We start from the raw sequence: 22,268 nt of genomic DNA, 5'->3' as shown, positions 1-22,268 counted from the left end.
GCGACTACGACTACGACAGGTACTGCTTGTAGAAGGTGAAGATGCGGTCCCAGGCGTCCATCGCCGCCTCGGCGCGGTAGTTGACCCGGTTGACGTTGAAGAAGCCGTGTCCGGCGCCCTCGTAGGTCTTGAAGTCGTAGGTCTTGCCGAGCTTGTCCAACGCCTCGCCGAGCCGCGCGGTCTCCTCCGGCGACGGGTGGCTGTCGTCCGCGCCGAAGTTGCCGAGCAGCGGGCAGGACAGGCCGGGCAGAAGCGACTCCAACGAGGTGGCGCGCAGGCCGATGCCCGCGGGAGTGTCGGACATGACGAAGGCGCCGTAGTTGTCGACGGCGGCCTGGAGGTCCAGGCTGCACGCCGCGAGCAGCGCCTGGCGGCCGCCGGAGCAGTAGCCGATGGCGCCGATCTTGCCGTTGGACGTCTCCAGCGACCGCAGGTAGGTCGCCGCCGCGCCGATATCGGCGACCAGCCGCTCGTCCGCGACGCCGCCGTCGGCGCGCACCGCCGCCGCCGCGTCCTCGTGCGAGATGCCGGGCCCGCCTTCGCGGCTGTAGAGGTTCGGCACGACCGCGTTGTAGCCGTGCACGGCGAAGGTCCGCGCAAGCTCCCGCGTCGACTCGTCGTAGCCCGGCAGGTGGTGGATCAGCACGACACCGCCGCGCGGGGCGTCGTCCTGCGGCACCGCCAGGTAGGCCTCGATCTCGGCCCCGTCGTTCCCCGCGAAGTGGACCGTCCCGGCCTGGATGGCCTTCGTCATGGCAATCTGCATGGCCGTCATATTGGCACGCTCACCTAGGCGCCAGGACGTAGGCACGCACCGCCACCGTCACCTCTGCGCCCTCCACAACGCGTCCGACCTCCGCGTGCCACGCGTTCGGCCCCATCCCGATCACTTGAGCAACCTCCCGCGCGGACAGCTCCAGCCGCCGCCCCAGTGGCACCTCGTCGACGACCTCGAACCGTCCGCCGAACTGCTCCCGCAACCGGTCGCCCTTCCGCTCGTCGACGGCCATCAGCCCGTACTCCGCGATCAGCTCCCCCAGGTGCTCCGGCTCCGGCACCACCACCACGGCGCGCCCGGCCGGATGCACCACCCTCCGCATCTCCCGCGCGTTGCGCGGCGCGAAGACGTTGAGCACCACGGACGCTGCCCGCCCACGCAGCGGCAGGCCCGCCCAGGCGTCGGCGACGATGGCACCGATGCGGGGGTGGGCTTTGGCGGCGTGGCGCGCTGCGTGCTTGGAGATGTCGAGGGCGACACCGACGCGCGGAGCGGTACCGGACTCCCCCGCGGCCGACTCGATGGAATCCAGAACCCGGGCGAGGTAGTAGCCGGTGCCCGCGCCGAGGTCGACGACGCAGGCGTCGTCCGGCACCCGGGCGTCGGCTTCGCGGGCGAGCTCGGCGATCAGGTCCGCGATCGGGGCGTAGTGGCCGGCCGCCAGGAAGTCCACGCGGTCGGCGACCATCGCGGCGGTGTCCGCCGTGCCGGCGCCTCCGGAGCCGGTGAGGAGCGAGACATAGCCGGGCCGGGCGACGTCGAAAGCGTGGCCCTCCTCGCACAGGATGCGGGAGCCGGGACCGGCGTCCGCGATCATGGCGGTGGCGCAATGCGGGCAGGACAGCCAGCTCAGAACGTCCGAGATCACCCCACCAGTGTGACGGAACCGGAAAGGCACCCCCGGAACAGCGGAGGCGCCCTCCGCGTTGGTACCATGTAGACGCGATACAACGCGTCTCGCGTGCCGCAGCCGAGAGGGATGAGCCATGGCCAAACAGACGATCCGCTACGACAGCGACCGCGGCCCGTCGGCCAAGCCGTTGATCGTCCTGACCGTCCTGGCGGTCCTGCTCCTGGTGGCGGTCCCGATCTCGATCCTGGTCGCGCTTTTCATGATCGTCTTCGGTCATGTCACCGGCGGCTTCGCGGTCATCGGCGTCACCCTGCTGGCCGCCATCGTCTCGGTGGTCGTCGCGGGCGCCAGCGGCATCCGCCACCTCCAGCGCATCGTGGAGCACAAGTCGTTCCGCGTGGTCCAGCTGGGCCGCCGCGACTACCACTACGAAGGCGACAACTGCGGCCACGACCACTCCAACGACGAGATCCGCATCATCTGAGCGTCCGAGCCCTCGACCGGGGCCTCCTCAGGCCCCCCACGTCCCGCGCACCCACGCGTGCCGCGGGTCGTCGCTGTACGCCATCGACCGGCCGGGACCCCGATCGGGGCCGGCCAGCACGTTCAGGTAGTACAGGTCGTAGCCCGGCATGGCCATGGTCGGGCCGTGGTAGCCGTGCGGGATGAGGACCACATCGCCGGTGCCCACCTCGCGGAGGATGTCGATCTCGCCCGCCGCTGAGGAGTACACGCGCTGGTAGGCCGGGCCGCCTTCGTAGTAATAGATCTCCTCCTTGGGCGTCTCGCCCGATTCAGTGTGCTCGTCGTGCTTGTGCGGCGGCCAGGAGGACCAGTTGCCCCCGGGAGTCAGGACTTCGACGACCATGAGCCGGTCGGTCTCGAACGTCTCCGGGACACAGAGGTTGCGGATGGTGCGCGTGGCGGTGCCCGCGCCGCGTGTTTCGATCGGGGCGGCCTCGCAGGGTGAGTAGCGGAAGGGCAGAAGGGCTTCAGCGCGCGCCGTGGGGATGGCCAGGCGGCTGGGGGTCGTGGTGGGGATGAGGGTGACGGTGCTGTCGCGGGGTATGTAGGCGAAGTCGGTCGGGCCGCTGAGGGGATCGGGGCGGCCGGTGAGGGTCTGGGTGTGCGGGCCGCAGTGGACGACGCAGGATCCGGACAGCGGCAGGATCAGGGCTTCGTCGGCGGCGGTGGTGAAGTGGTGGGGGCCGGCGAGGGTGACGGTGCGCAGTCCCGCGTAGTGCCAGCCGGCCGTTTCCGGGGTGATGTCGTGGTCTGTCATGCTCCCTCCCGTTAGGTGCTTAGCAGCGTGGAGTTCTTCGGTCAACCTGTTGTCCGGACAAAGTGACCGCAGCATACTGACGAGCATGGGGATCCGACCGCGGATCGAGGTGGACCGCTCCTCCCCGATTCCGCTCTACTTCCAGGTCGCCGAGCAGATCGCCGAGGCCATCCGGGCCGGCGAGCTCGCTCCGGGCGATCAGCTTGATTCCGAGGTGCAGATCGCCGAGGCGCTGGGGCTGTCGCGGCCCACGGTGCGGCAGGCGATCGGGCATCTGGTGGACCGGGGCATGATCGTGCGGCGCCGCGGCGTGGGCACGCAGATCCTGCCGATGCCTGTGCGGCGCGAGATGGAGCTCACGAGTCTGCACGACGATCTGGCCCGGTCCGGGCGCGCGCCCGGCACCGATGTGCTGCTGCTGGCGCGAGTGCCGGCGGAGCCGGAGGCCGCCGCGGCTCTGGGCGTGCCGGGCGGCACGCAGGTCACGAAGGTGGTGCGGCTGCGCCGTTCGCAGGGCGAGCCGCTGGCGCTGATGCGCAACTGGCTGCCCGATCCGGTGCCGGCGCTGGGCGTCGAATTACTGGAGACCACAGGTTTGTATGAAGTGCTGCGCAAGGCGGGAATACGTATCTGTGTGGCACGGCAGCGGATCGGCGCGTGCACCGCGGACCAGGAGCAGGCGACGCTGCTGGAGGAACGGCGCGGCGCGGCCCTGTTGACCATGGAGCGCACGGCGTTCGACGACAGTGGACGGGCGGTGGAGTTCGGCAGCCACATCTACCGCGCGTCCCGGTACAGCCTGGAAGTGACCGTCACAGAGCAGTGACCGTCACAGAGCACTGACCGTTGCAGCGCACTTGCTGTCACAGAGCACCGACTCTCACAGAACACTGATCGAGAAGCAGGAATCCCAAGGACCGCCCGGCCCGCCAACGGCCCGCCGCCCCGACGAAAGGCACCGACCGGCACGACCGACACCAGCGGAGGCATCGATGGGAGCACGTTCCGTGCGTCCAAAACGTTCCGGCCACCCCAGACCCCGCCACCCCAGACCCCGCCCTCTCAGAACCTTCATAGCCGTCGCCGCGGCGGCCGCGACCCTGGCCGCCGGCTGCTCCAGTTCCAAGTCCTCGCCGAGCGGCGCCGACGTCAACTCCGCCAACCAGCCCAAGAACCCCACGCTGGTGATCACCGCCAACGACATCAGCGGCGGCAAGAACGGCGCGGAGGCGGACTGGATCCAGAAGTCCCTGATCCCGGACTTCATCAAGGCCGAGGCCGCCAAGGGCATCACCGCCACCGTCACGTTCCGGGCCAACGGCGTGGACGACAACGCCTACAAGTCCAAGCTCGCCCTGGACCTTCAGTCCGGCACCGGCGACGACGTCTTCGCCCTCGACGGCATCTGGGTCGGCGAGTTCGCCGACGCCGGCTACCTCAAGCCGCTCGCCGACGTCGCCGGCACGCAGGTCGACGACTGGGACGGCTGGAAACAGATCACCAACGCGGTCCAGGCTCTCGGCGAGTACCAGGGCAAGCGCTATGGCGTTCCGAACGGCACCGACGGCCGGGTCATCTTCTTCAACAAGAAGCTGTTCGCCCAGGCCGGGCTGCCCACCGACTGGCAGCCCAAGAGCTGGCAGGACATCTACGACGCCGCGGACAAACTCAAGGCCCTGTCGGGCGTCACCCCGATCCAGTGGGACGGCGGCGTCCCCATGGGCGAGGCCACCACGATCCAGGGCTTCCTGCCGCTGCTGGCCGGCGCAGGCGGCTCCCTCTACGCCGACGGCAAGTGGCAGAAGCCCGGCAAGTCCTTCACCGACGCTCTCGGCTTCTACCAGAAGGTCTACGGCGGCGGTTACGGCGACGCGGTCCTGCAACAGGACGCCAAAGGCCGCGACAAGTCGTTCAGCGAGTTCGCCGCCGGGAAGATCGGCATGTACGCCGAGTCCGACTACATGTGGCGCGCGGTTGTTAATCCGCAGGGCGGCACCGCGCCGATGGCCGACCGCGACGCCGGCGTCGGCTACGCGCTGATTCCCGCGCAGACCCCCGGATCCGGCATCCGGAAGCAGGACTTCGTGTCCTATTCCGGCGGCTCGGACTGGTCGGTCAACCCCAAGACCAAGTATCCGCAGGCGGCCTGGGACTTCCTGGCGTTCATGAACTCCAACGCCGAGACCGTCTCCCGGATCGGCGGCGCCGCGAAGATCACCGCCCGCACCGACGTGAACACCCAGGTGCTGGCCGCCGACCCGATGCTGAAGTTCGTCAACGACAAGGTGCTGCCGATCACCTCGTTCCGGCCGTCGCTGGCGGCCTACAACGACGTGTCGGCGCTGGTGCAGAAGGCGGTCGCGGACGTGGTGGGCGGCAAGAGCCCGGACGAGGCGGCGGCCACCTACGAGAAGGGCTTGGAGGCGCTCGTTGGCGCGGCCAGCATCGCCGGCGGCAGTTGAGGATCCCGCCGGACTGGGCAGGGCGCGCGCGGCGGCCATCGCCGCGCCCGCCCTGCTCGTCGTCCTCGCGTTCCTCGTCTTCCCCGCCCTGTGGACGCTCTATCTGGGAACCACCAACTACCGCCTGACCGGCTTCGCCGCGCGCCACCCGCGCAGCGTCGGCATCGACAACTACAAGAACGTGGTCCAGGACCCGGCCTTCCATCACTCGCTGTGGCTGACCTTCGAGTACGTCCTCGGCTCGGCGGTGATCGGCCAGGCGCTGCTCGGCTTCACCATCGCCTGGCTGCTGCGCGACGCCTCCGGCCGGCTCAAGCGGCTGGTCGAGGCGCTGGTGCTGCTGGCCTGGATCCTGCCCAGCTCGGTGGTGGCGTTCCTGTGGTCGGGGCTGCTGGACCGGGATTCCGGGACCGTCAACACCCTGCTGCACACCCAGGGCACCGCGTGGATCGTCGAGCACCCGATGGCGGTCATCATCGTGTTCAACATCTGGCGCGGCACCGCGTTCTCGATGCTGCTCTACAGCGCCGCCCTCACCGGGGTCCCGCCGTCGCAGCTGGCCACGGCGCGGATGTTCGGCGCGAACCAGTGGCAGCAGTTGCGCGACGTGGTGTTCCCGCACATCCGCGGCCACGTCCTGACCAACCTGCTGCTGATCTCGCTGTGGACGTTCAACGACTTCACGCCCTACCAGATCACCGGCGGCGCGGACGCCCGCTCGCAGATCCTGCCGGTGTACATCTACCAGACCGCGCTGTTCGACGGGCAGATGGGCCTGGGCGCGGCGATCGCGCTGCTGATGCTGGTGATCAACCTGGTGGTGGCGCTGGTGTATCTGCGACTGCTGCGCGAGCGGCGGCTGGAGCGTGCGGCGTGAGAGATTCCACACCCGGCGCCGTCGCGGCAAGGATCGGTCGTTACACGTTCTTGTCAGTCCTATTGGGGTTTTTCGCCCTACCCATGCTGTGGTTGGCGTCCGCACCGTTCAACGCGCATCCGACACTGAACGTAAGCATCAGCTCGTTTACTCTTCACAACTTCTCAGTCCTGCTGAAGGATCCCTATGCGCTGCCGTCGCTGTGGAACTCTCTACTGCTGGCAGGGGGTACGGCTCTGCTGACAGTGGGGTTCGCAGCGGCGGCGGCGTACGCGCTCAGCCGGGTGCGGGTACCGGGCCGCGACGGGATCCTGTACGCGCTGCTGCTGCTCTCCTCGATCGTGACCGGCACGGCGGCGATGGTGCCGCTGTTCCAGCTGGCGTTCAAGCTGCACCTGATCGACTCCCGGCTCGGCGTGATCTTGGTGTTCACCGGCGGCCTGATCCCGGCGGCCATCTTCATCCTGAAGGACTTCACCGACAACACGCCGAAGTCCTACGAGGAGTCCGCGCGGGTGTTCGGGGCCTCGCCGTTCCAGATCGTCCGGCACATCGTGCTGCCGATGATCCGGCCCGGACTGGCCACCGTGACGGTGTGGGCGGTGGTCAACGTGTGGAGCAGCTTCCTGATTCCGTACATCCTGGTCCGCAGCCCGGACAAGTATCCGGCCTCCGTCGTGCTGTACACGTTCTACACCGAGGGCGGACAGCCGAACCTGGCGTTGATCTCGGCTTTCTCCCTTCTTTACTCGATCCCGGTGATCGTCTTGTACCTTTTCGTCAGTCATCGCTACGGTTTCCGGTTCCACGGCGGGATCAAGCGGTGACCGGATCGGGCGTCGACCAGGCAGCCGCCACGAGGAGCGCGCTCAATGGCACAGATCAAGACCGTCGACCTGACGAAGACCTTCCCCGACGCCGCCGGCGGCGTCACCGCGCTGGACCGCCTGAACCTGACGATTCCGGACGGTGAATTCTTCGCGCTGCTCGGACCGTCCGGCTGCGGCAAGACCACGCTGCTGCGTACGCTCGCGGGTCTGGAGGCGCCGACCGGCGGCGCGGTGCACATCGGGGAGGCCGACGTCACCAACACCCCACCGGGCAAGCGCGGAGTGGCCATGGTCTTCCAGGACTACGCCCTGTTCCCGCACATGACCGTCACCGACAACATCGCCTATCCGCTGCGGGTGCGCGGCGTCCCCAAGCCCCGGCAGCGCGAGGCGGTGCTGGCCGCCGCCTCCGAACTCGGCCTGACCGGCACCGCGAGCACCGCCGGCTTGCTGGACCGGCGGCCCGGCGCGCTGTCCGGCGGCCAGCAGCAGCGGGTGGCGCTGGCGCGCGCCACGGCGGCTAATCCGTCGGTATTTCTCTTTGACGAACCCTTGTCGAACCTTGATGCTCGTCTCAGGCTTGAGGCGCGGACGTTCCTCAAGCGGCTGCAACGGGAGCTGGCCACCACCACGGTCTTCGTCACGCACGACCAGGCCGAGGCGCTGGCGCTCGCCGACCGGATAGCGGTGATGCAGTCGGGCCGGATCCGGCAGCTGGGCACGCCTCGCGAGGTGTACCGGCGGCCGGCCAACACGTTTGTGGCTTCCTTCATCGGCTCGACGCCGATGAACCTGCTGGAGGGGATTGTCCGTGACGGATGCGTTCTGGTCGCAGATTCCGAGATCGCCCTCCCCGACGGGACCGTCGGGCGCGTGGCCGAGGGCGCCGAGGTGGTCCTTGGGGCGCGCCCGGAGTACTTCCGCGTATCGCCGGATCCGGTCGCGGGGGCGTTTGGGGGCACGGTAGCGGTCGTCGAGAATCTCGGCAGCTCGCTGCTGCTCACCCTGGACGTCGCCGGCACCGCGGTGCAGGCGGTGGTGAGCGAGGAGGAGGAGCCGGAACCCGGGGCGGCGCTGTGGGCGTTGCCCCGCCAGGACCGGACTCTGCTCTACGCGGATGGGGAGTTGGTGGGCTGATGCGCCTGGACGGCGTGTGGTGGTTGGAGGACCGGCTGCGGCAGCAGCTGCGGACGGTGCCGTTCGAGGTGCCGCCGGGGACCTCGGGGATCGAGGTGCGCCTGGAGTACGACACGTCCGGCGGTGCCGTCCTGGATCTGGGGTGTGCCGGGCCGGCGGGGTTCCGGGGCTGGTCCGGCGGGGCGCGGGCGGAGTTCCGGGTGGGGGTGGCGCGGTCGACGCCGGGCTATCTGGCCGGGGACATCATGCCCGGGGAGTGGGCGGTGTGGCTGGGGCTGCACCGGGTGCCGCCGGACGGGGTGCGGTATTCGCTGGAGATCACGCTGGACGACCGGGTCCCGGAGCCGGTGCCCGACCTCTCGGGCGCGGACTTCAACCCGCCCCGGCGGCCGCCCGCGCGGGAGCTGCCGGCGGTCGACGGCAAGCGCTGGTTCGCCGGTGACCTGCACGCGCACAGCCAGCACAGCGACGGTGCGCTCGGTATCAGGGCGCTGGCGTGGCTGGCGGCCGAGGCCGGGCTGGACTTCCTGGCGGTCACGGACCACAACACGATCAGCCACTATCCCTTTCTGGAGAAGCGGTCGGCCGGTAGCGGGGTGACGCTGATCCCCGGCCAGGAGGTCACCACCGAGCTGGGGCACGCCAATGTGTGGGGCGCGCCGAAGTGGATCGATTTCCGGCGTCCGGCGTCGGAGTGGATGAAGCAGGCCGACAAGGCCGGGGCGTTGTTCTCGGTGAACCATCCGCTGGCCGGGGATTGCGCGTGGCGGCACCATCTGACGACGCAGCCCTCGATCGCCGAGCTCTGGCACTGGTCGTGGCTGGACCGGTCCTGGGGCGAGCCGCTGGCCTGGGCCCGGCGGCATCCGGCCGGGGTGATCCCGGTCGGCGGCAGCGATTTCCACGCCCCCGGCGGCACTCCGGCCGGGCTGGGGGAGCCGGTGACCTGGGTGCTGGCGGAGGAGTGCTCGGTCCCGGCGCTGCTGGACGGCATCCGGGCCGGGCGCACGGCGGTGTCGGCGTCGCGGACCGGTCCGCTGCTGCTGCGGTGCGGCGACGAGCTGGTGGCCTCGGACGCGGACGGGCTGGTGCTGGTGCGTCCGGACGAGACGCGGGTGGTGGTGCGCTCGGACGCGGCGGGGCGGCGGACGTTCCCGGCGTCGCAGACGGGCATGTACCGCTTGGAGACGTGGCGGAACGAGGTGGTGGCATTGTGCGCGTGACCAAGCCGGCGGAGCCGACGGCGTGGCCGGTGAAGATCGCGACGGCGCCGGTGAACTTCGGGATCTATTCGGCGCGCGATCCGTTCATCAGCGCGGCGGAGTACGCGCGGATCGCGGTCGACTGCGGGTATGAGGGTACTGATCTGGGGCCGCTCGGCTATCTGGACGAGGTGCTGGCGCCGCCGGGGCCGGCGCTGGCCGGCGGCTGGCACGATCTGCGGTTCGGGCAGGAGCAGGGGTTCGCCGACGATCTGTCGGCGCTGGAGGGCACGGCGCGGCTGCTGCACGCGAACAACCGGTTCCCGGACATGAGCAGCTTCGCGCCCAAGCCGACGCTGGCGTGCCCGCCGTCGGGGCCGTTGGACGCGGCCGGGTGGGGTCTGCTGGTGCGGCAGGCGTACCGGGCGGCGTCGCGGTGCCGCGACCACGGGCTGGAACCGGTGTTCCACCATCACCTGGACACCAGCATCGAGACCCCCGACGACATCGACCGGCTGTTGGAGCTGACCGAGCTGGAGCTGTGCCTGGACACCGGGCACCTGATCGCGGCCGGCGGCGATCCGCTGGCGACGCTGCGGCGCTGGGGCGACCGGGTCCGGCAGGTGCATGTGAAGGACGCGCGGCCGGACGGCACATTCTGCCGGCTCGGCGACGGGGCACTGGATCTGGAGGCGTTCCTGGAGGCGCTGCGGGCGCTGGCGTACGAGGGGTGGATCGTGGTCGAGCAGGACGCGCCGGACGGCGGTCAGGACCTGGGAGGGATCATCGGCGATCTGCGGCACAATCGCGCGGTACTGTCCGCGCTGGGGCTGTGATGCCGGAAGGATGGCCGGGGTCGTCGGGGCAATCAGGGCCATCGGGGCGACCGGAGCAGCTAGGGCAGCCGGAGCAGCTAGGGCAACCGGAGCAACCGGAGCAGCTAGGACAACCGGAGCGACCGGGCTCGCCGGTGCGGGTCGCCGTCGTCGGACTCGGCCGGGTGGCGCGGCATGTCCATCTGCCGTTGCTGGCCAAGTTGGACCGGTGGTTCGCCGTCACAGCGCTCTGCGATTCGCAGCCCGGATACGCCGACGAGGTCGCGCGCGAGTTCGGGCTGCCGGGTACCGGGATCTTCCGGGACACGCGTTCGCTGTTCGACGGCGGCGAGTTCGACGCCGTACTGCTGCTGACTTCCGGTTCGCACGCCAGGCTCGCTGCTGAGGCGCTGCGCCACGGGTATCCGGTGTTCTGCGAGAAGCCGCTGGGCCACACGGTGGAGGAGGCGGCGCTGGTGGCCGAAGCAGACGCGAATGGCATCGGCAGGCTGATGCTCGGCTACATGAAGCAGTACGACCCGGCGGTCACCGCGGCGCTCGCGGCCTTGGACCCGAAGGCCGTCCGCCACATCGACGTCAACGTCCTGCATCCGCCGGAGCGGTTCCCGGCCACGGACTGGGTCCCGGCCGCCGCGGCGCCCGCGGCCCCCGCCGGGCCCCGGGTCCACTGGGAGTACCGCGTGCTGCTGGACAGCGCGTGCCACGACCTCGCCCTGATCCGGCTGCTGGCGGGAGTGCCGGAGCTGGAGGTCGACGCCGCGACGTCGTGGGGCGCGCGGGACGGCGAGCCGGGGTCGCTGGAGTTCTCCGGCCCGCTCCCCCACGGCCGGTACACGGTGCGGTGGCACTTCCTTCCCGACTATCCGGAATACGAGGAGCGCGTACGCGTGCACACCGAACACGGCACCAGCGACCTGGCGTTCGCCAATCCCTATTTCTTCGGCGCCGACTCCGGGTTCGAGCGGGAGCTGCTGGCTTTCCACTCTCTGGTGACGGCGGGCACGGCGCCGTTGAGCGGCCCGGCCGAGGGCGTCGCCGACATCCGCACCGGGCTGAAGGTCCTGGCCGCGCTCGGGAAGCCGGCATGACCGTCCGCGGGCCCGGGCCCGCGGAGCTGGTGATCGTCCCGCACACGCACTGGGACCGGGAGTGGTACCAGCCGTTCCAGCGGTTCCGGCTGCGGCTGGTGACGGTCCTGGACCGGCTGCTGGCCCAACTGGCCGACGACCCGCGGGCCCGGTTCACGCTGGACGGGCAGACCGCGGCGGTCGACGACTACCTGGCGATCCGACCGGAGCAGGACGGGCTGGTCCGGGACCTCGTGGGGCGCGGGCAGCTGGCGGTGGGGCCGTGGCGGGTCCTGGCCGACTCGTTCCTGTGCTCCGGGGAGAACCTGCTGCGGAACCTGGAATTCGGGCTGCGGCGGGCCGACGACCTCGGCGGGGCGATGCGGGTCGGCTACCTGCCGGACCAGTTCGGGCACTGCGCCCAGCTGCCGCAGATCCTGGCGATCGCCGGGATCAAGCACGCGTGCGTGTGGCGCGGCGTGCCGGAGGCGGTCGACGGGACCTGGTTCTGGTGGGTGGCGCCGGACGGGACGGCGGTGCGGACGCAGTATCTGCCGGAGGGCGGCTACGGCGGCGCGGCCGGGGTGTTCGCCGAGGCCGACCCGGCGGTGGTGCGGCGGCGCGCGGCCGAGCACGCGCGGGCCCTGCGACACTGGCAGCCGGAGGGCCGGCTGCTCGGGATGTACGGGACGGACCACTCGGCGCCGGTGGACGATCTGGCGGAGCTGGTCGAGGCGGCGTCACGGTCGGCGGAACGGGACGAGCTGGCGCTGATCGAAGCGGCGCAGGACGGATCGGCGCAGGTAGAGGCGGATCTGGTCGAGGCGGCGTCACGGTCGGTGGCGCTGGACGAGGCGGCACCTCCGGAGCAGCAGGAGATCCGGATGCGGCTGGACACGCTGGCCGGGTTCTTCAGCGGGCTGCCGGGCACCACCCCCGGCCACGCCATCGCCACCGGCTCCAGCGTCACCGAGATCCACGGCGAGCTGCGCTCCCACGCCCGCGCCAACATCCTGCCCGGCGTCCTGTCCGCGCGGATCGGGCTGAAGCAGGCCCTGAGCCGTGCTGAGCGCCTGGTCGAGCGCTACGCCGAGCCGCTGGTCGCGCTCTACGGCCACCCGTTCGCCAGCCGGCCGTTCCTGAACCTGGCGTGGGAGCGGCTGGTCGACTCGGCGTGCCACGACAGTGTGACCGGCTGCGGTGTGGACGCGACCGCCGATCAGGTCGCCGCCCGCATCGCCGAGGCCGACGACCTGGGGCGCGGGGTCGTGGACCTGGTACTGTCGCCGGTCGCCGCGACCGTCCCGGACAGCGGGCACCTCCTGTTCAACCCGTCGCCGCGCCGCCGCGCCGAGGTGGTGACCCTGACGCTGCCGGCCGGCCGGACGCTGGTGGCCGCCTCCGGCGAGGCGGTGCCGTGCCAGGTCCTCGACACCGAGCAGACCTCTTACGCGGACGAGCTGGTCCCGGCCGCCGAGCTGGACCGCTACCTGCGCAAGATCCACGGCCGCGAGCTCTACGGCCTCCAGATCACCGCCTGGGCGATCGAGGCGGACACCCAGACCATCGTCTTCGACCTGGCGTCCGCCTCCGACCTGGTCTTCGACGTCGCCGACGTCCGGGACGCGGCCGTCGCCACCGGCTTCGAGCTCTGGCGCATCAGGGTGCGGACGCAGGCCAGGAACACCGTGGCCGCGCGCGTGGAGGTGGGCGCGCTGGGCCTGGCGGCGGTCACGGCGGTCACGGCGGTCCCGGCGGCTGACGGATCCGAAGCACCCGCGGCCGGAACGGCACCGGCGCTGGCAGCAGTACCAGCACCGACATCAGCCCCCGCCGCCATCGCCGCCGGACGCGGCTCCCTGTCGGACCTCGACAACGGCCTGATCCACGTGGCGCTCCGCTCCGACGGCCTGCTGGACGTGCGAACCGCCGACGGCACCCACGCCGCCGGCCTCGGCGCCGTCGTCGACGGCGGCGATCTCGGTGACGAGTACAACTACGCGCCTCCGACCCACGACCACCACGTCGACACGCCGGACGAGGTCTGGAACCGGGTCCGCTGGAGCGGGCCGCTGACCGGCGCGCTGGAGTCGGTGCGCTGGTACCGCTGGCCCCGGCACGGCGACGCCGAGGCCGGCCGCCGGTCCGGCGCGACCGCCACCACCGAGGTCAGGACCGGCGTGGAGCTGCGGGCCGGCGAGCCGTTCGTCCGCCTCACGATCAGCTTCGACAACCAATGCGACGACCACCGGGTCCGCCTGCACCTGCCGCTGCCCCGCCCGGCGACCCACTCCCACGCCGAGGGCCAGTTCGCGGTCGTGGACCGCGCCCGGCACGCCGAGGGCGGATCCGGCGAGCGCCCCGTCCCGACGTTCCCGGCCCACGGCTGGGTCGCGGCCGGCGGGTTGGCTGTGCTGCTGGACCACGTCAGCGAGTACGAACTCGTCGACGACGGCCGGACGCTGGCGCTGACCCTGCTGCGCTCGGTCGGGCTGCTGTCCCGGAACGAGAACGCGTGGCGGGAGGAGCCGGCGGGGCCGCAAATGGCGACGCCGGGCGCGCAGTGCCGCGGGCTGCGGACGGTGGAGCTGGCGCTGTTCCTCTACGAGGGCGAATGGCACGAGTCGGGCCTGCTGGAGGCCGCCGAGAGGTTCCGGCACCCGTTCACCGCGGTTCCCGGCACAGGACAGGACCCTGAGGGCGTTCCGGAAGTCCCGGCCGGCGGCATCGAGGTCACGGGGCGAGGCATCGTGCTGACGAGCTGCCGCGATGTCGGCGGCGACGGCCCCGAACTGCGCCTGGTGGCGCTGACGCCGGGTCCGGCCACGGCGACGGTGCGCTCGGAGCACGGCGACGGCGACGGCGACATCACGATGCGCCCCTGGCAGATCATGTCGATCACGGCCAGGGGCGCATCGGGTGGTCGGAGCGAGAGTTAGGTCGGAGCTGGTTCCGAGCTGGTTCCGAGCTGCTTCAGAGCTGGGTCGAAGTCGCAGTCGGAACCGGCCCGGAGCCGCGCTGAGCCGCCCGAAGCGAGCACCGAGCCGCCCCGCGCGGCACGGGCGTCGTCAGCGAATACCGGCCCAATGTCCGTCGGCCTGCCGGTACTCGGGTTGTCTGCGGTACTTACGGAACAGCTGTTCCTTGGAGTGGCGGATCGCTTGGCTGACACGGGTGTGGAAGTAGAGCAGCTTCCCCTGCCCGCGCGCGCCGATTCCGTGTTGCCCCTTGGCCGGGCTGTTCTTGGCCATGCGTTTTCAACTCCTTGCCTGGCGGTGCCGCTGTCCGCGGCGTCCGTCTTTTCACGCTATGCCGGGCCCTGGACCCGGGCCACCTGAGCGGCGGCGGCCCGGTGCCGAGCGCCGCAGACCGGCTTCTGGCGGCCCGCCGCGTCCCGGGGCATGGCTTCGGGCACGACCGAGGCCCGGACGGCGGTACGCGGCGGCAGCGGCCGTCAGCGGCGGTCCGGGAGGGGTGGGGCGTCGGGGCGGCGGACCCGGCAGCTGCTCGGTGGGCGGCTGCGGGCCCGGCGCCGCGCGACCGCGTGGAGGGCTCGCCGGCACGGGGGCTCGGCGGCACGACGGCGGCGCGGCTGGGCGGCCCGCTGGTTGGGGGCGGCCCGTCGGGCTCGGTGCGTCCGGGGCTCAGAGGTTGGCAGGCAGCAGCATCGCCTCGTCGGGGTAGCACCAGGCCCAGATCTCGCCGGTCTCGTAGGACCGGATCAGGGCGTGGCCGGTGGTGCGCCAGTGCGCGGTCGCGTGCCGGTTCGGGGAGTTGTCGCAACAACCCACATGGCCGCAGGTCAAGCACTCGCGCAGGTGGAGCCAGCGGCCCCCGACGGCCCGGCAGTCGCGGCAGGTGTCCTCCGAGTCCGGCTCGACGTCCCTGAGCTGGTCCAGGTGGTCGCACCGGCCGCCGTTGGCGGGGATGTACACGGGGATGGACATGGGTGGCAGCTCCTCGCGTGTCTGATTGATCACCCTGTGCCCGTTGTGACCCGATGCACAGATGCTTGGCGCGGAGCGTAGCCAAAGAAGATGACCTGCCATGGGACGAGCGGGAAACATCGCGTCCGGATAGGCTGGCGGTCCCCGCCGGGATCATCGACGCCCGGCGAACCGTCTCTCACCACCGCCAAGCCCCTACCATGGAGTGATGCGGAATGTGGACCCGGGGTATGACGCACGCCTGGTGTGCACCCTGGCAGACTTGGCTGTCATGGGGGTGAACTCGTGACGACGACACAGCCGCTGGAAAGCACCGCCGGGGCGACGACCGCGCCCGGCGGGTCGGTGGCACCCGCGGGATCAGCGCCCGGCACACCGTCCGGCGCACCCCCTGGTGCACCGGCCACTGCATCCCCCGGCGCAGGTCCTGAGCAGCGGGTGCGGCGCCGACGTAGCTGGATCCCGGGGCCGCTGCTGCCGGAGAGGTACCGGCCGACGAACCGCCCCAAGCTCTGGCTCGAGGTCGCGTTCATCGCGATCGGCTACTACCTGTACACCCTGACGCGCCTGAAGGCCCCCGCCCACGAGGTGTCGGCCCAGCAGCGCGGCTGGGACATCCTGAACCTGGAGCACTACCTCGGCCTGAACTTCGAGCGGAGCTTCAACCACTGGGTGTACGGCGTCCGATGGCTGGCGTTCTCGATGAACGTCTACTACGCGACGCTGCACTTCATCGTGCCCATCGCGGTACTGATCTGGGTCTACATCAAATTCCCCGACCGGTACCGGGCCATCCGCACAGTGATGTGCACGATGACACTGGTCGCGCTGTTCGGGTTCTACTTCTACAGCCTGGCCCCGCCGCGCCTGCTGGACCATGGCAACTTCGTCGACACGTTCAAGCTGCTGAACCCCTGGGGTCAGACGGCGGCGACGTCCGACGGCGTGGCCGGCCTGGGCAAGGGCACGAACGAGTTCGCGGCCATGCCCTCCCTGCACATCGGCTGGTCCACCTGGTGCGCCCTGGTGATCGCCCATCTGGCCAAGCGCCCCTGGGTCAAGGCCCTGGGCATCGCCTACCCGGTCTGCACCTTCGCGGTGATCCTCGGCACGGCGAACCACTACGTGCTCGACGCGGTCGGCGGCCTGGTGACGCTGGGCATCGGGTTCTTCCTGCAGCGGGTGTTGCAGGGCCGCCCGGCGTTCGCGCCGGCGCCGACGACGGACGGTGCGGCGGCGGTGCCGAAGCAGCCGGACAGCGGCGGCGCTGGCGGCACTGGCAACGGCAGCGGGACCGGCGCGACCGGCGGGACCGGGACGGGCTCCGAGGCGGCCAAGGCGGCCGGCACGGCCACCACGGCCACGACGGCGCCGACGAGAAGCGGCAAGGCCGGCGGCGAGCGAGGACAGCCGGAGATAGCGCCACAGGGTTAGCCACCGTGACTGAATAAAGATGGGCCCCTCCACAGGGGCCCATCTTTTTGCTCTTTGTGCGCCGCTCAGCCCTGGCCAGGACCGCCGCCGCGACCCCTCGCCAACGCGACCTCGAAGCCGTCGAGAATCGCGTTCAGCCCGAAATCGAAGCCGCTACCCGCGGGCGCACTCCACTCGGCCGCCTCGGCATCGATCCGCGCCCGCAGCCTGGGAAACTGCTTGGCGACCTCCAACGCGTCATCCGCCATCGCCTCGTAGGCGTCGGCGGCGGCCTTGCCGCCCTCGGTGAACCGGCGCGCGAGCCCGGCCTGTAGTGCCGGCAGCAGCCCGCTCCCCATCACATAAGTGAGAACCGTCGCCGCCGCCGACCACGCCTCCCGCGCCCCGAACCCCGCAGCCTCGTAGATCGCCAGCTCATTGTCGTCATGCCGCGCCTTGCCGGGCCCATAGATCACGTACGCCCCATAAGCCGGACTCAGCCACGGGTGTCGGCCCACCACTCCCCACAAACTCTGCGCACTGGCCGTCGCGGCAGCCCGCCAGCCCTCACCCTCATCGCCGCCCCCGCCGCCAACCGCCGTCAGTTCCGCCTCCTGCCACACAGCGTCGGCGGCCAGCCGGACCAGCTCGTCCTTCGTCTTGATATGCCAGTACACGGCCGTGGCGGCGGCATCGAGCCGCTTGCCGAGCGCCCGCATGTTGAGCCCGTCAAGGCCTTCTTCATCCAGCAGAGCCACGGCGGCCCGAACGATCTGATCCGCCGTGAGAGTGGTCGCCCGAGACATGGGATCAGCATACTTGTACTTAGTTCAAGTGCCCGTTACGGTAAGCGACCATGGCCACAGAGCTAGCAAGCGCATTGAGAAGCTTCGTCTCCGAGGCGGCGAAGGCTTACGAAGTCCCCGGCATCAGCGTCGGCATCCTCCACCAGGGCTCTGAGACCTACGCCCCCCACGGCGTCACGAACGTCGACCACCCCGTCCCCGTCGACGAAGGCACGTTGTTCCACATCGCCTCCGCCACGAAGTCCTTCACCGCCACCGCGGTCCTGAACCTCGTCGCCGCGGGCCGCGTCGACCTCGACGCGCCCGTCCGCCGCTACGTCCCCGAACTCGTCCTCGCCGACGACGAGCACGCCGACCGGATCACCGTCCGGAACCTCCTGAACCACACCGCCGGCCTGGACTGGAACCTCATCGACACCGACGAGGGCGACGGGTCGCTGGCCGGCTTCGTGGCGAAGCTGGGGACGCTCTCCCTGGTCGCCGAACCGGGAGCGCGTGCCTCCTACAGCCAGGCCGGTTACAACATCCTGGGCCGCGTCATCGAGAACGTCACCGGCCGGCCCTACGAGAAGGCCGTGGCGGACCTGGTCCTGGCGCCCCTGGCCCTGGACGACACCGTCTTCGACCTCGACGAGGTGGTCCGGCGCAAGTTCGCGATCGGCCACAAGCGCACCGATGACGGCGCGCTACAGACCGCCACGCCGTGGAAGGCCTATCCGGCCGGCGCGCGGGGCAACAACCCCGGCGGCGGGGCCGTGTCGACCGCACGGGACTTGCTGCGCTGGGGCCGGTTCCATCTGGAAGCCGAGGGATCGGTCTCCGCCGACGAAGCCGTTCTCTCGCTCGCCGACCGCCGTCTCATGCGGGAGCCCTCCGCCGAGCTCCGCGGCTCGAGCCTCGGCGACGCGCTCGGGTTCGGCTGGTTCCTCAAGACCATCGCCGGCGTCCCGACCTTCGGCCACGGCGGCTCCGGCAACGGCCAGTTCGCCGAGGTGCTGGTCGTCCCCGACCGCGAGTTCGCCGTCGTGGCCCTGAGCAACAGCCCCGAGGGCTACCAGCTGAACCAGGCCGTCGTGAAGTGGGCCCTCGAACACTGCCTCGGCGTCGTCGAAGCCGACCCGGAGCCGGTCGCCTACGATCCGGCGCGCAACGGCGACGTCGTCGGCCGCTACGAGATCGACGCGATGAACCTCGACATCGCCGACGACGGCAAGCGCCTGACCCTCGCGGTCGAGATCAAGCCGGAGATCCGCTCGGCCGCCGAGGCGGACATGCCGCCGGACATCCCGGCGTCGGCCATGGGATTCCTCGCCGAGGAGGGCGACGACTACATCGTCACCGAAGGCGAGATGAAGGGGCAGCGCGGATTCTTCTCGCGGGACGAGAGCGGCGCGGTCGTCGGGATCGATCTGGCCGGGCGGATATTCGGCCGCTCGGCCTAGCTCGCCGGTACTGCGGCAAGCAGTGGTGAGCGTGGTGAGCCGTGGAGCAGTGAGCGCCGAGAGTCGGCGCTCACCCGCTCACTGCTCCGGACGGCGGCCGCCGGAGTCGTTCGTCCAGCCGTAGAACACCCGCTCCACGACGGCCCGGGCCCGCCGTGCGCCCCGCCGGTATTCCTCGACGAACTCCTCGCTGTTGAGGGCGTTGAGATACAGGGCGATGCTCGCGCGTTCCTTCACATCGGTCGGTATCGAATCCCCCGCGCGGCCGCGCACCAGCACGATCCCGTTGCGCACCCGCGTCGCCTCGACCCACGCGTCGTCGAGGATCTCGGCGTCGGCGGCGGTGATCAGCCCTGCATCGACCGCCGCGGACAGTGCCTGACGGGTGCGGGTGGTGTTCAGACCCGGGGTGTCGTGGGAGTGGCAGAGCTGAAGCAGCTGCACCGTCCACTCGACGTCGGCCAGCCCGCCCGGGCCCAGCTTGGTATGCAGCGCCTTGTCGGCCCCGCGCGGAAGCCGCTCGGCCTCGACGCGGGCCTTGATGCGGCGGATCTCTCGGACCGCGTTCTCGTCGAGCCCGGCCTTGGGGTGGCGCAGCGGGTCGATCAGCGTGATGAACCGCCGCCCCAACTCCGGGTCGCCGGCGACGGGCTCGGCACGGAGCAGCGCCTGCGACTCCCACTCGACCGACCATCGCCGGTAGTACTCGGCGTAGGAGGCGAAGGATCGGACCAAGGGCCCTTGCTTGCCCTCGGGCCGCAGGTCCGCGTCGATCGCCAGCGGCGGGTCCGGAGTCGGGACTTGAAGCAGCCGCCGCAGTTCGTTGGCGACCGCGTGGGCCGCGTCGGTGGCGGCGCGCTCGCGCTCGGGCGAAATCGGGCGTGGGCCGTCGCTTGCGCCATCTCCGGAACCGGAACTGGATGCGTAACCAGCGCCAGCAGCCTCTACAACGCCGCCATCGCCGACCTCATCAGCAGCCCCCCACGCTTCCTCCCCGTCCCCGGCATCAACCTCGGCCTCGGGCAACGGGTCGTGCACGAACAACACATCGGCATCGCTGCCGTAGCCGAGCTCCCGCCCCCCGAACCGCCCGGCGGCGATGATCGCGAACCGCGTCGGCATCGGCCCGCCGATCCGGGTCTCCACGGCCGTGGTGGCGGCCTGGAGCGCCCCGGCCAGCGTGGCGGCCGTGACGGCGCTGAGCCCGTCCCCCACCTGCTCGACCGTCAGCATCCCCAGGATGTCCGCGGCGGCGATCCGGAACAGCTCCCGCCGCCGCACCGCCCGCGCGGCGGCGACCGCGGCCTCCGGCGTCGAAGCGCGGCCCACCGCCGAGCGGATCTCGGCCTCCAGCACCGGTCGCGCCCGGGGCACCAGGTTCCCCGGGTCCCCCAGGATCGCCACGGCCTCGGGCGCCCGCAGCAGCAGATCCGGCGCGTACCGCCCCGACGCCAGAACCCGCGCCAGATGCTCCGCGGCCGCGCCCTCGTCCCGCAGCAGCCGGAGATACCAGTGCGTGTCCCCCAGCGCCTCGGAGGTCTTCCGGAACGCCAGCAGTCCGCCGTCCGGATCCGCGGCGTCGGCGAACCAGCTCAGCATCACCGGCAGCAGCGTCCGCTGGATCGCGGCCCTGCGGCTCACTCCGGACGTCAGCGCCGTCAAATGGCGCAGGGCCCCGGCAGGATCCGTATACCCCAGGGCCTCCAGCCGCGACTGCGCCGCCTCCGGCGTCAGCTGCGCGGCGCCCAGCGCGGCCTGTCCGGGCGCCAACCGCGCCACCGCGTCCAGCAGCGGCCGGTAGAAAAGCTTCTCGTGCAGCCGCCGCACTTCCCGCTTGTGCCGCTTCCACTCGCCGCTCAGCTGGTCGATGGGATCGGTCCGGTAGCCCATCGACCGGCCCAGCCGCCGCAGCTCGGCCTTGTCCTCCGGCAGGGTGTGGGTGCGCCGCAGGCGGTGCACCTGGAGCCGGTGTTCCAGGGTCCTGAGGAACCGGTAGGCGTCGACCAGCGTCGCGGCGTCCGCACGCCCGACATACCCGCTGGCCGACAGCGCGGTCAGCGACTCCAGCGTCCCGCGCTTGCGCAACGACGTGTCCGTCGGCCCGTGCACGAGCTGGAGCAGCTGCACCGCGAACTCGATGTCCCGCAGCCCGCCGGAGCCGAGCTTCAGCTCCCGCTCGGCGTCCTTGGCCGGGAGGTGCGCGATCACCCGCCGCCGCATCGCCTGCACGTCGCGGACGAACCCCTCCCGGCGCGACGCCGCCCACACCATCGGCGTCACCGCCTCGACGTACCGCGCGCCGAGGTCGACGTCGCCGGCCGCCGGCCGGGCCTTCAGCAGCGCCTGGAACTCCCAGGTGTTCGCCCAGCGCTCGTAGTACGCGACGTGGCTGGCCAGGGTCCGCACCAGCGGCCCGTTCTTGCCCTCCGGGCGCAGGTTGGCGTCGACCTGCCAGATCGAGCCCTCGGACGTGGTGTCCGAACAGACCCGCATCAGCGTCGCGGCCAGCTGGGTGGCGGTGCGCAGGGCCAGGTGCTCCTCGGCGGGGTCGGTGCCGTCCGGGGCGGCGGCGACGAAGACCACGTCGACGTCGCTGACGTAGTTCAGTTCGCGCGCGCCGCATTTGCCCATCGCGATCACGGCCAGCCGGGCCGGCGGGGCGTCGGCGGGCAGCTCGGCGCGGGCCACCGCCAGGGCCGCCTCCAGGGTGGCGGTGGCGAGGTCGGACAGGTCGGCGGAGGTACGGTCGTAGCTCTCGGTGGCGGCCTCGGCGGTGGGGCTGCCCAGGTCGCGGGCGGTGATGCCGAGCAGGGCGTCGCGATAGGCGACGCGCAGGGCGTCGCGGGCCGGGATGCCGGCGTGGGCGGCGACGGGCTCGGCGGCGTCGGGCTCGGCGCCGACGGCCTCCAGCATCAGTCGGCGAAAGGCCGGGGCCAGGTCCTCGACGTCGAACTCGACCAGGGCGCGCCAGGCCTCGGGGTGGCGGGCCAGGTGGTCGCCGAGGGCGACGCTGACCCCCAGTACGCCGAGCAGGCGATCCTGGAACGGCCGGGCGGCCGCGAGGGTGGCGGCCAGGGACTCGGCGTCGTCGGCGGCGTCGAGCAGCCGGCCGGTGGCGGCCAGCGCCAGGTCGGGGTCGGCGGTGCGGCCCAGGGCCTCCAGGAAGAGGGGGTCGCGGCCGAGTTCGCCCAGGGGCGCCTCGGCCAGGGTGTCCAGGGCCGTCTCGGGGTCGGTGAAACCGAGCCTGACCAGTCGTGAGCGTGCCGACTCTCGTGCCCGGCCCTGCGCCGCCGCCGTCTGTGCCACCCCGCCACATTACCCAGACGCGGGCGCGAC

At 71.3% G+C, this 22,268-nt stretch carries 19 protein-coding genes; 12 read left to right on the top strand and 7 right to left on the bottom strand.

What is annotated here, in order from left to right; all coding sequences use genetic code 11:
• Positions 1–10: 10 nt before the first annotated feature.
• Together ABD481_RS14250 and ABD481_RS14245 are read right to left on the bottom strand one after the other, a co-directional pair.
• Positions 11–775: a dienelactone hydrolase family protein gene (locus ABD481_RS14250; protein WP_344666104.1), complete on the bottom strand. Its 765-nt coding sequence runs from the start codon at positions 773–775 to the stop codon at positions 11–13.
• A gap of 10 nt (positions 776–785) precedes the next feature.
• Positions 786–1,646, bottom strand: a complete 861-nt coding sequence (locus ABD481_RS14245) for a putative RNA methyltransferase (RefSeq protein WP_344666103.1) — start codon at positions 1,644–1,646, stop codon at positions 786–788.
• Positions 1,647–1,764: 118 nt separating this feature from the next.
• On the opposite strand from ABD481_RS14245, the gene ABD481_RS14240 reads away from it, so the two are divergent.
• Positions 1,765–2,115, top strand: coding sequence for a hypothetical protein (locus ABD481_RS14240; protein WP_344666102.1), 351 nt, complete (start codon positions 1,765–1,767; stop codon positions 2,113–2,115).
• A 27-nt stretch (positions 2,116–2,142) separates the two neighbouring features.
• Here ABD481_RS14240 and iolB read toward each other — a convergent pair whose 3' ends face one another.
• The gene (gene iolB, locus ABD481_RS14235) at positions 2,143–2,913 is read right to left on the bottom strand and encodes a 5-deoxy-glucuronate isomerase (protein WP_344666101.1); all 771 of its coding nucleotides are present in this window, start codon (positions 2,911–2,913) and stop codon (positions 2,143–2,145) included.
• Positions 2,914–2,998: 85 nt separating this feature from the next.
• On the opposite strand from iolB, the gene ABD481_RS14230 reads away from it, so the two are divergent.
• The 9 genes from ABD481_RS14230 (at position 2,999) to ABD481_RS14190 (ending at position 14,263) form a co-directional block, all read left to right on the top strand.
• Positions 2,999–3,739 carry a GntR family transcriptional regulator gene (locus ABD481_RS14230; protein ID WP_344666100.1) on the top strand — a complete coding sequence of 247 codons (741 nt, stop codon included), beginning with the start codon at positions 2,999–3,001 and terminating at the stop codon, positions 3,737–3,739.
• Positions 3,740–3,920: 181 nt separating this feature from the next.
• Entirely contained in the window at positions 3,921–5,375 is a 1,455-nt protein-coding gene (locus tag ABD481_RS14225) for an extracellular solute-binding protein (RefSeq protein ID WP_344666099.1), read from the top strand.
• Positions 5,344–6,252 carry a carbohydrate ABC transporter permease gene (locus tag ABD481_RS14220; protein ID WP_344666098.1) on the top strand — a complete coding sequence of 303 codons (909 nt, stop codon included), beginning with the start codon at positions 5,344–5,346 and terminating at the stop codon, positions 6,250–6,252. Before ABD481_RS14225 ends, ABD481_RS14220 begins: the two co-directional genes overlap by 32 nt.
• Before the next feature lie 83 nt (positions 6,253–6,335).
• Positions 6,336–7,079: a carbohydrate ABC transporter permease gene (locus ABD481_RS14215; protein WP_344666097.1), complete on the top strand. Its 744-nt coding sequence runs from the start codon at positions 6,336–6,338 to the stop codon at positions 7,077–7,079.
• A 45-nt stretch (positions 7,080–7,124) separates the two neighbouring features.
• The gene (locus ABD481_RS14210; protein ID WP_344666096.1) at positions 7,125–8,219 is read left to right on the top strand and encodes an ABC transporter ATP-binding protein; all 1,095 of its coding nucleotides are present in this window, start codon (positions 7,125–7,127) and stop codon (positions 8,217–8,219) included.
• Positions 8,219–9,442, top strand: coding sequence for a CehA/McbA family metallohydrolase (locus ABD481_RS14205; protein ID WP_344666095.1), 1,224 nt, complete (start codon positions 8,219–8,221; stop codon positions 9,440–9,442). The genes ABD481_RS14210 and ABD481_RS14205 overlap by 1 nt, the downstream gene beginning before the upstream one ends.
• A complete protein-coding gene (locus ABD481_RS14200) occupies positions 9,439–10,257 on the top strand; it encodes a TIM barrel protein (protein WP_344666094.1) in 819 nt (272 codons plus the stop codon). The genes ABD481_RS14205 and ABD481_RS14200 overlap by 4 nt, the downstream gene beginning before the upstream one ends.
• A gap of 134 nt (positions 10,258–10,391) precedes the next feature.
• On the top strand, positions 10,392–11,345 hold the full coding sequence (locus ABD481_RS14195) for a Gfo/Idh/MocA family protein (RefSeq protein WP_344666093.1): 954 nt from the start codon (positions 10,392–10,394) through the stop codon (positions 11,343–11,345).
• Positions 11,342–14,263, top strand: coding sequence for a glycoside hydrolase family 38 N-terminal domain-containing protein (locus ABD481_RS14190; RefSeq protein ID WP_344666092.1), 2,922 nt, complete (start codon positions 11,342–11,344; stop codon positions 14,261–14,263). Before ABD481_RS14195 ends, ABD481_RS14190 begins: the two co-directional genes overlap by 4 nt.
• Before the next feature lie 129 nt (positions 14,264–14,392).
• Here the strand turns inward: ABD481_RS14190 and ABD481_RS14185 are convergent, their stop codons facing one another.
• Both ABD481_RS14185 and ABD481_RS14180 read right to left on the bottom strand, forming a co-directional pair.
• A complete protein-coding gene (locus ABD481_RS14185; protein WP_344666091.1) occupies positions 14,393–14,575 on the bottom strand; it encodes a hypothetical protein in 183 nt (60 codons plus the stop codon).
• Positions 14,576–14,968: 393 nt separating this feature from the next.
• The gene (locus tag ABD481_RS14180; protein WP_344666090.1) at positions 14,969–15,271 is read right to left on the bottom strand and encodes a UBP-type zinc finger domain-containing protein; all 303 of its coding nucleotides are present in this window, start codon (positions 15,269–15,271) and stop codon (positions 14,969–14,971) included.
• Positions 15,272–15,709: 438 nt separating this feature from the next.
• Between ABD481_RS14180 and ABD481_RS14175 the strand changes: the two genes are divergently transcribed.
• Positions 15,710–16,705 carry a phosphatase PAP2 family protein gene (locus ABD481_RS14175; protein WP_344666089.1) on the top strand — a complete coding sequence of 332 codons (996 nt, stop codon included), beginning with the start codon at positions 15,710–15,712 and terminating at the stop codon, positions 16,703–16,705.
• Positions 16,706–16,770: 65 nt separating this feature from the next.
• On the opposite strand, the gene ABD481_RS14170 is transcribed toward ABD481_RS14175, so the two are convergent.
• A complete protein-coding gene (locus ABD481_RS14170; protein WP_344666088.1) occupies positions 16,771–17,490 on the bottom strand; it encodes a TetR/AcrR family transcriptional regulator in 720 nt (239 codons plus the stop codon).
• Positions 17,491–17,540: 50 nt separating this feature from the next.
• Here ABD481_RS14170 and ABD481_RS14165 point away from each other — a divergent pair, with 50 nt between their 5' ends.
• Positions 17,541–18,932, top strand: a complete 1,392-nt coding sequence (locus tag ABD481_RS14165) for a serine hydrolase (protein ID WP_344666087.1) — start codon at positions 17,541–17,543, stop codon at positions 18,930–18,932.
• Positions 18,933–19,010: 78 nt separating this feature from the next.
• Here the strand turns inward: ABD481_RS14165 and ABD481_RS14160 are convergent, their stop codons facing one another.
• The gene (locus ABD481_RS14160; protein ID WP_344666086.1) at positions 19,011–22,238 is read right to left on the bottom strand and encodes a bifunctional [glutamine synthetase] adenylyltransferase/[glutamine synthetase]-adenylyl-L-tyrosine phosphorylase; all 3,228 of its coding nucleotides are present in this window, start codon (positions 22,236–22,238) and stop codon (positions 19,011–19,013) included.
• Between the last annotated feature and the right edge of the window lie 30 nt (positions 22,239–22,268).

Source organism: Catenulispora yoronensis (assembly GCF_039531695.1).
Lineage (GTDB): Bacteria > Actinomycetota > Actinomycetes > Streptomycetales > Catenulisporaceae > Catenulispora > Catenulispora yoronensis.
The sequence above is the reverse complement of the archived record's forward strand: the minus strand, read 5'-3'. Positions and strand labels throughout refer to the sequence as shown.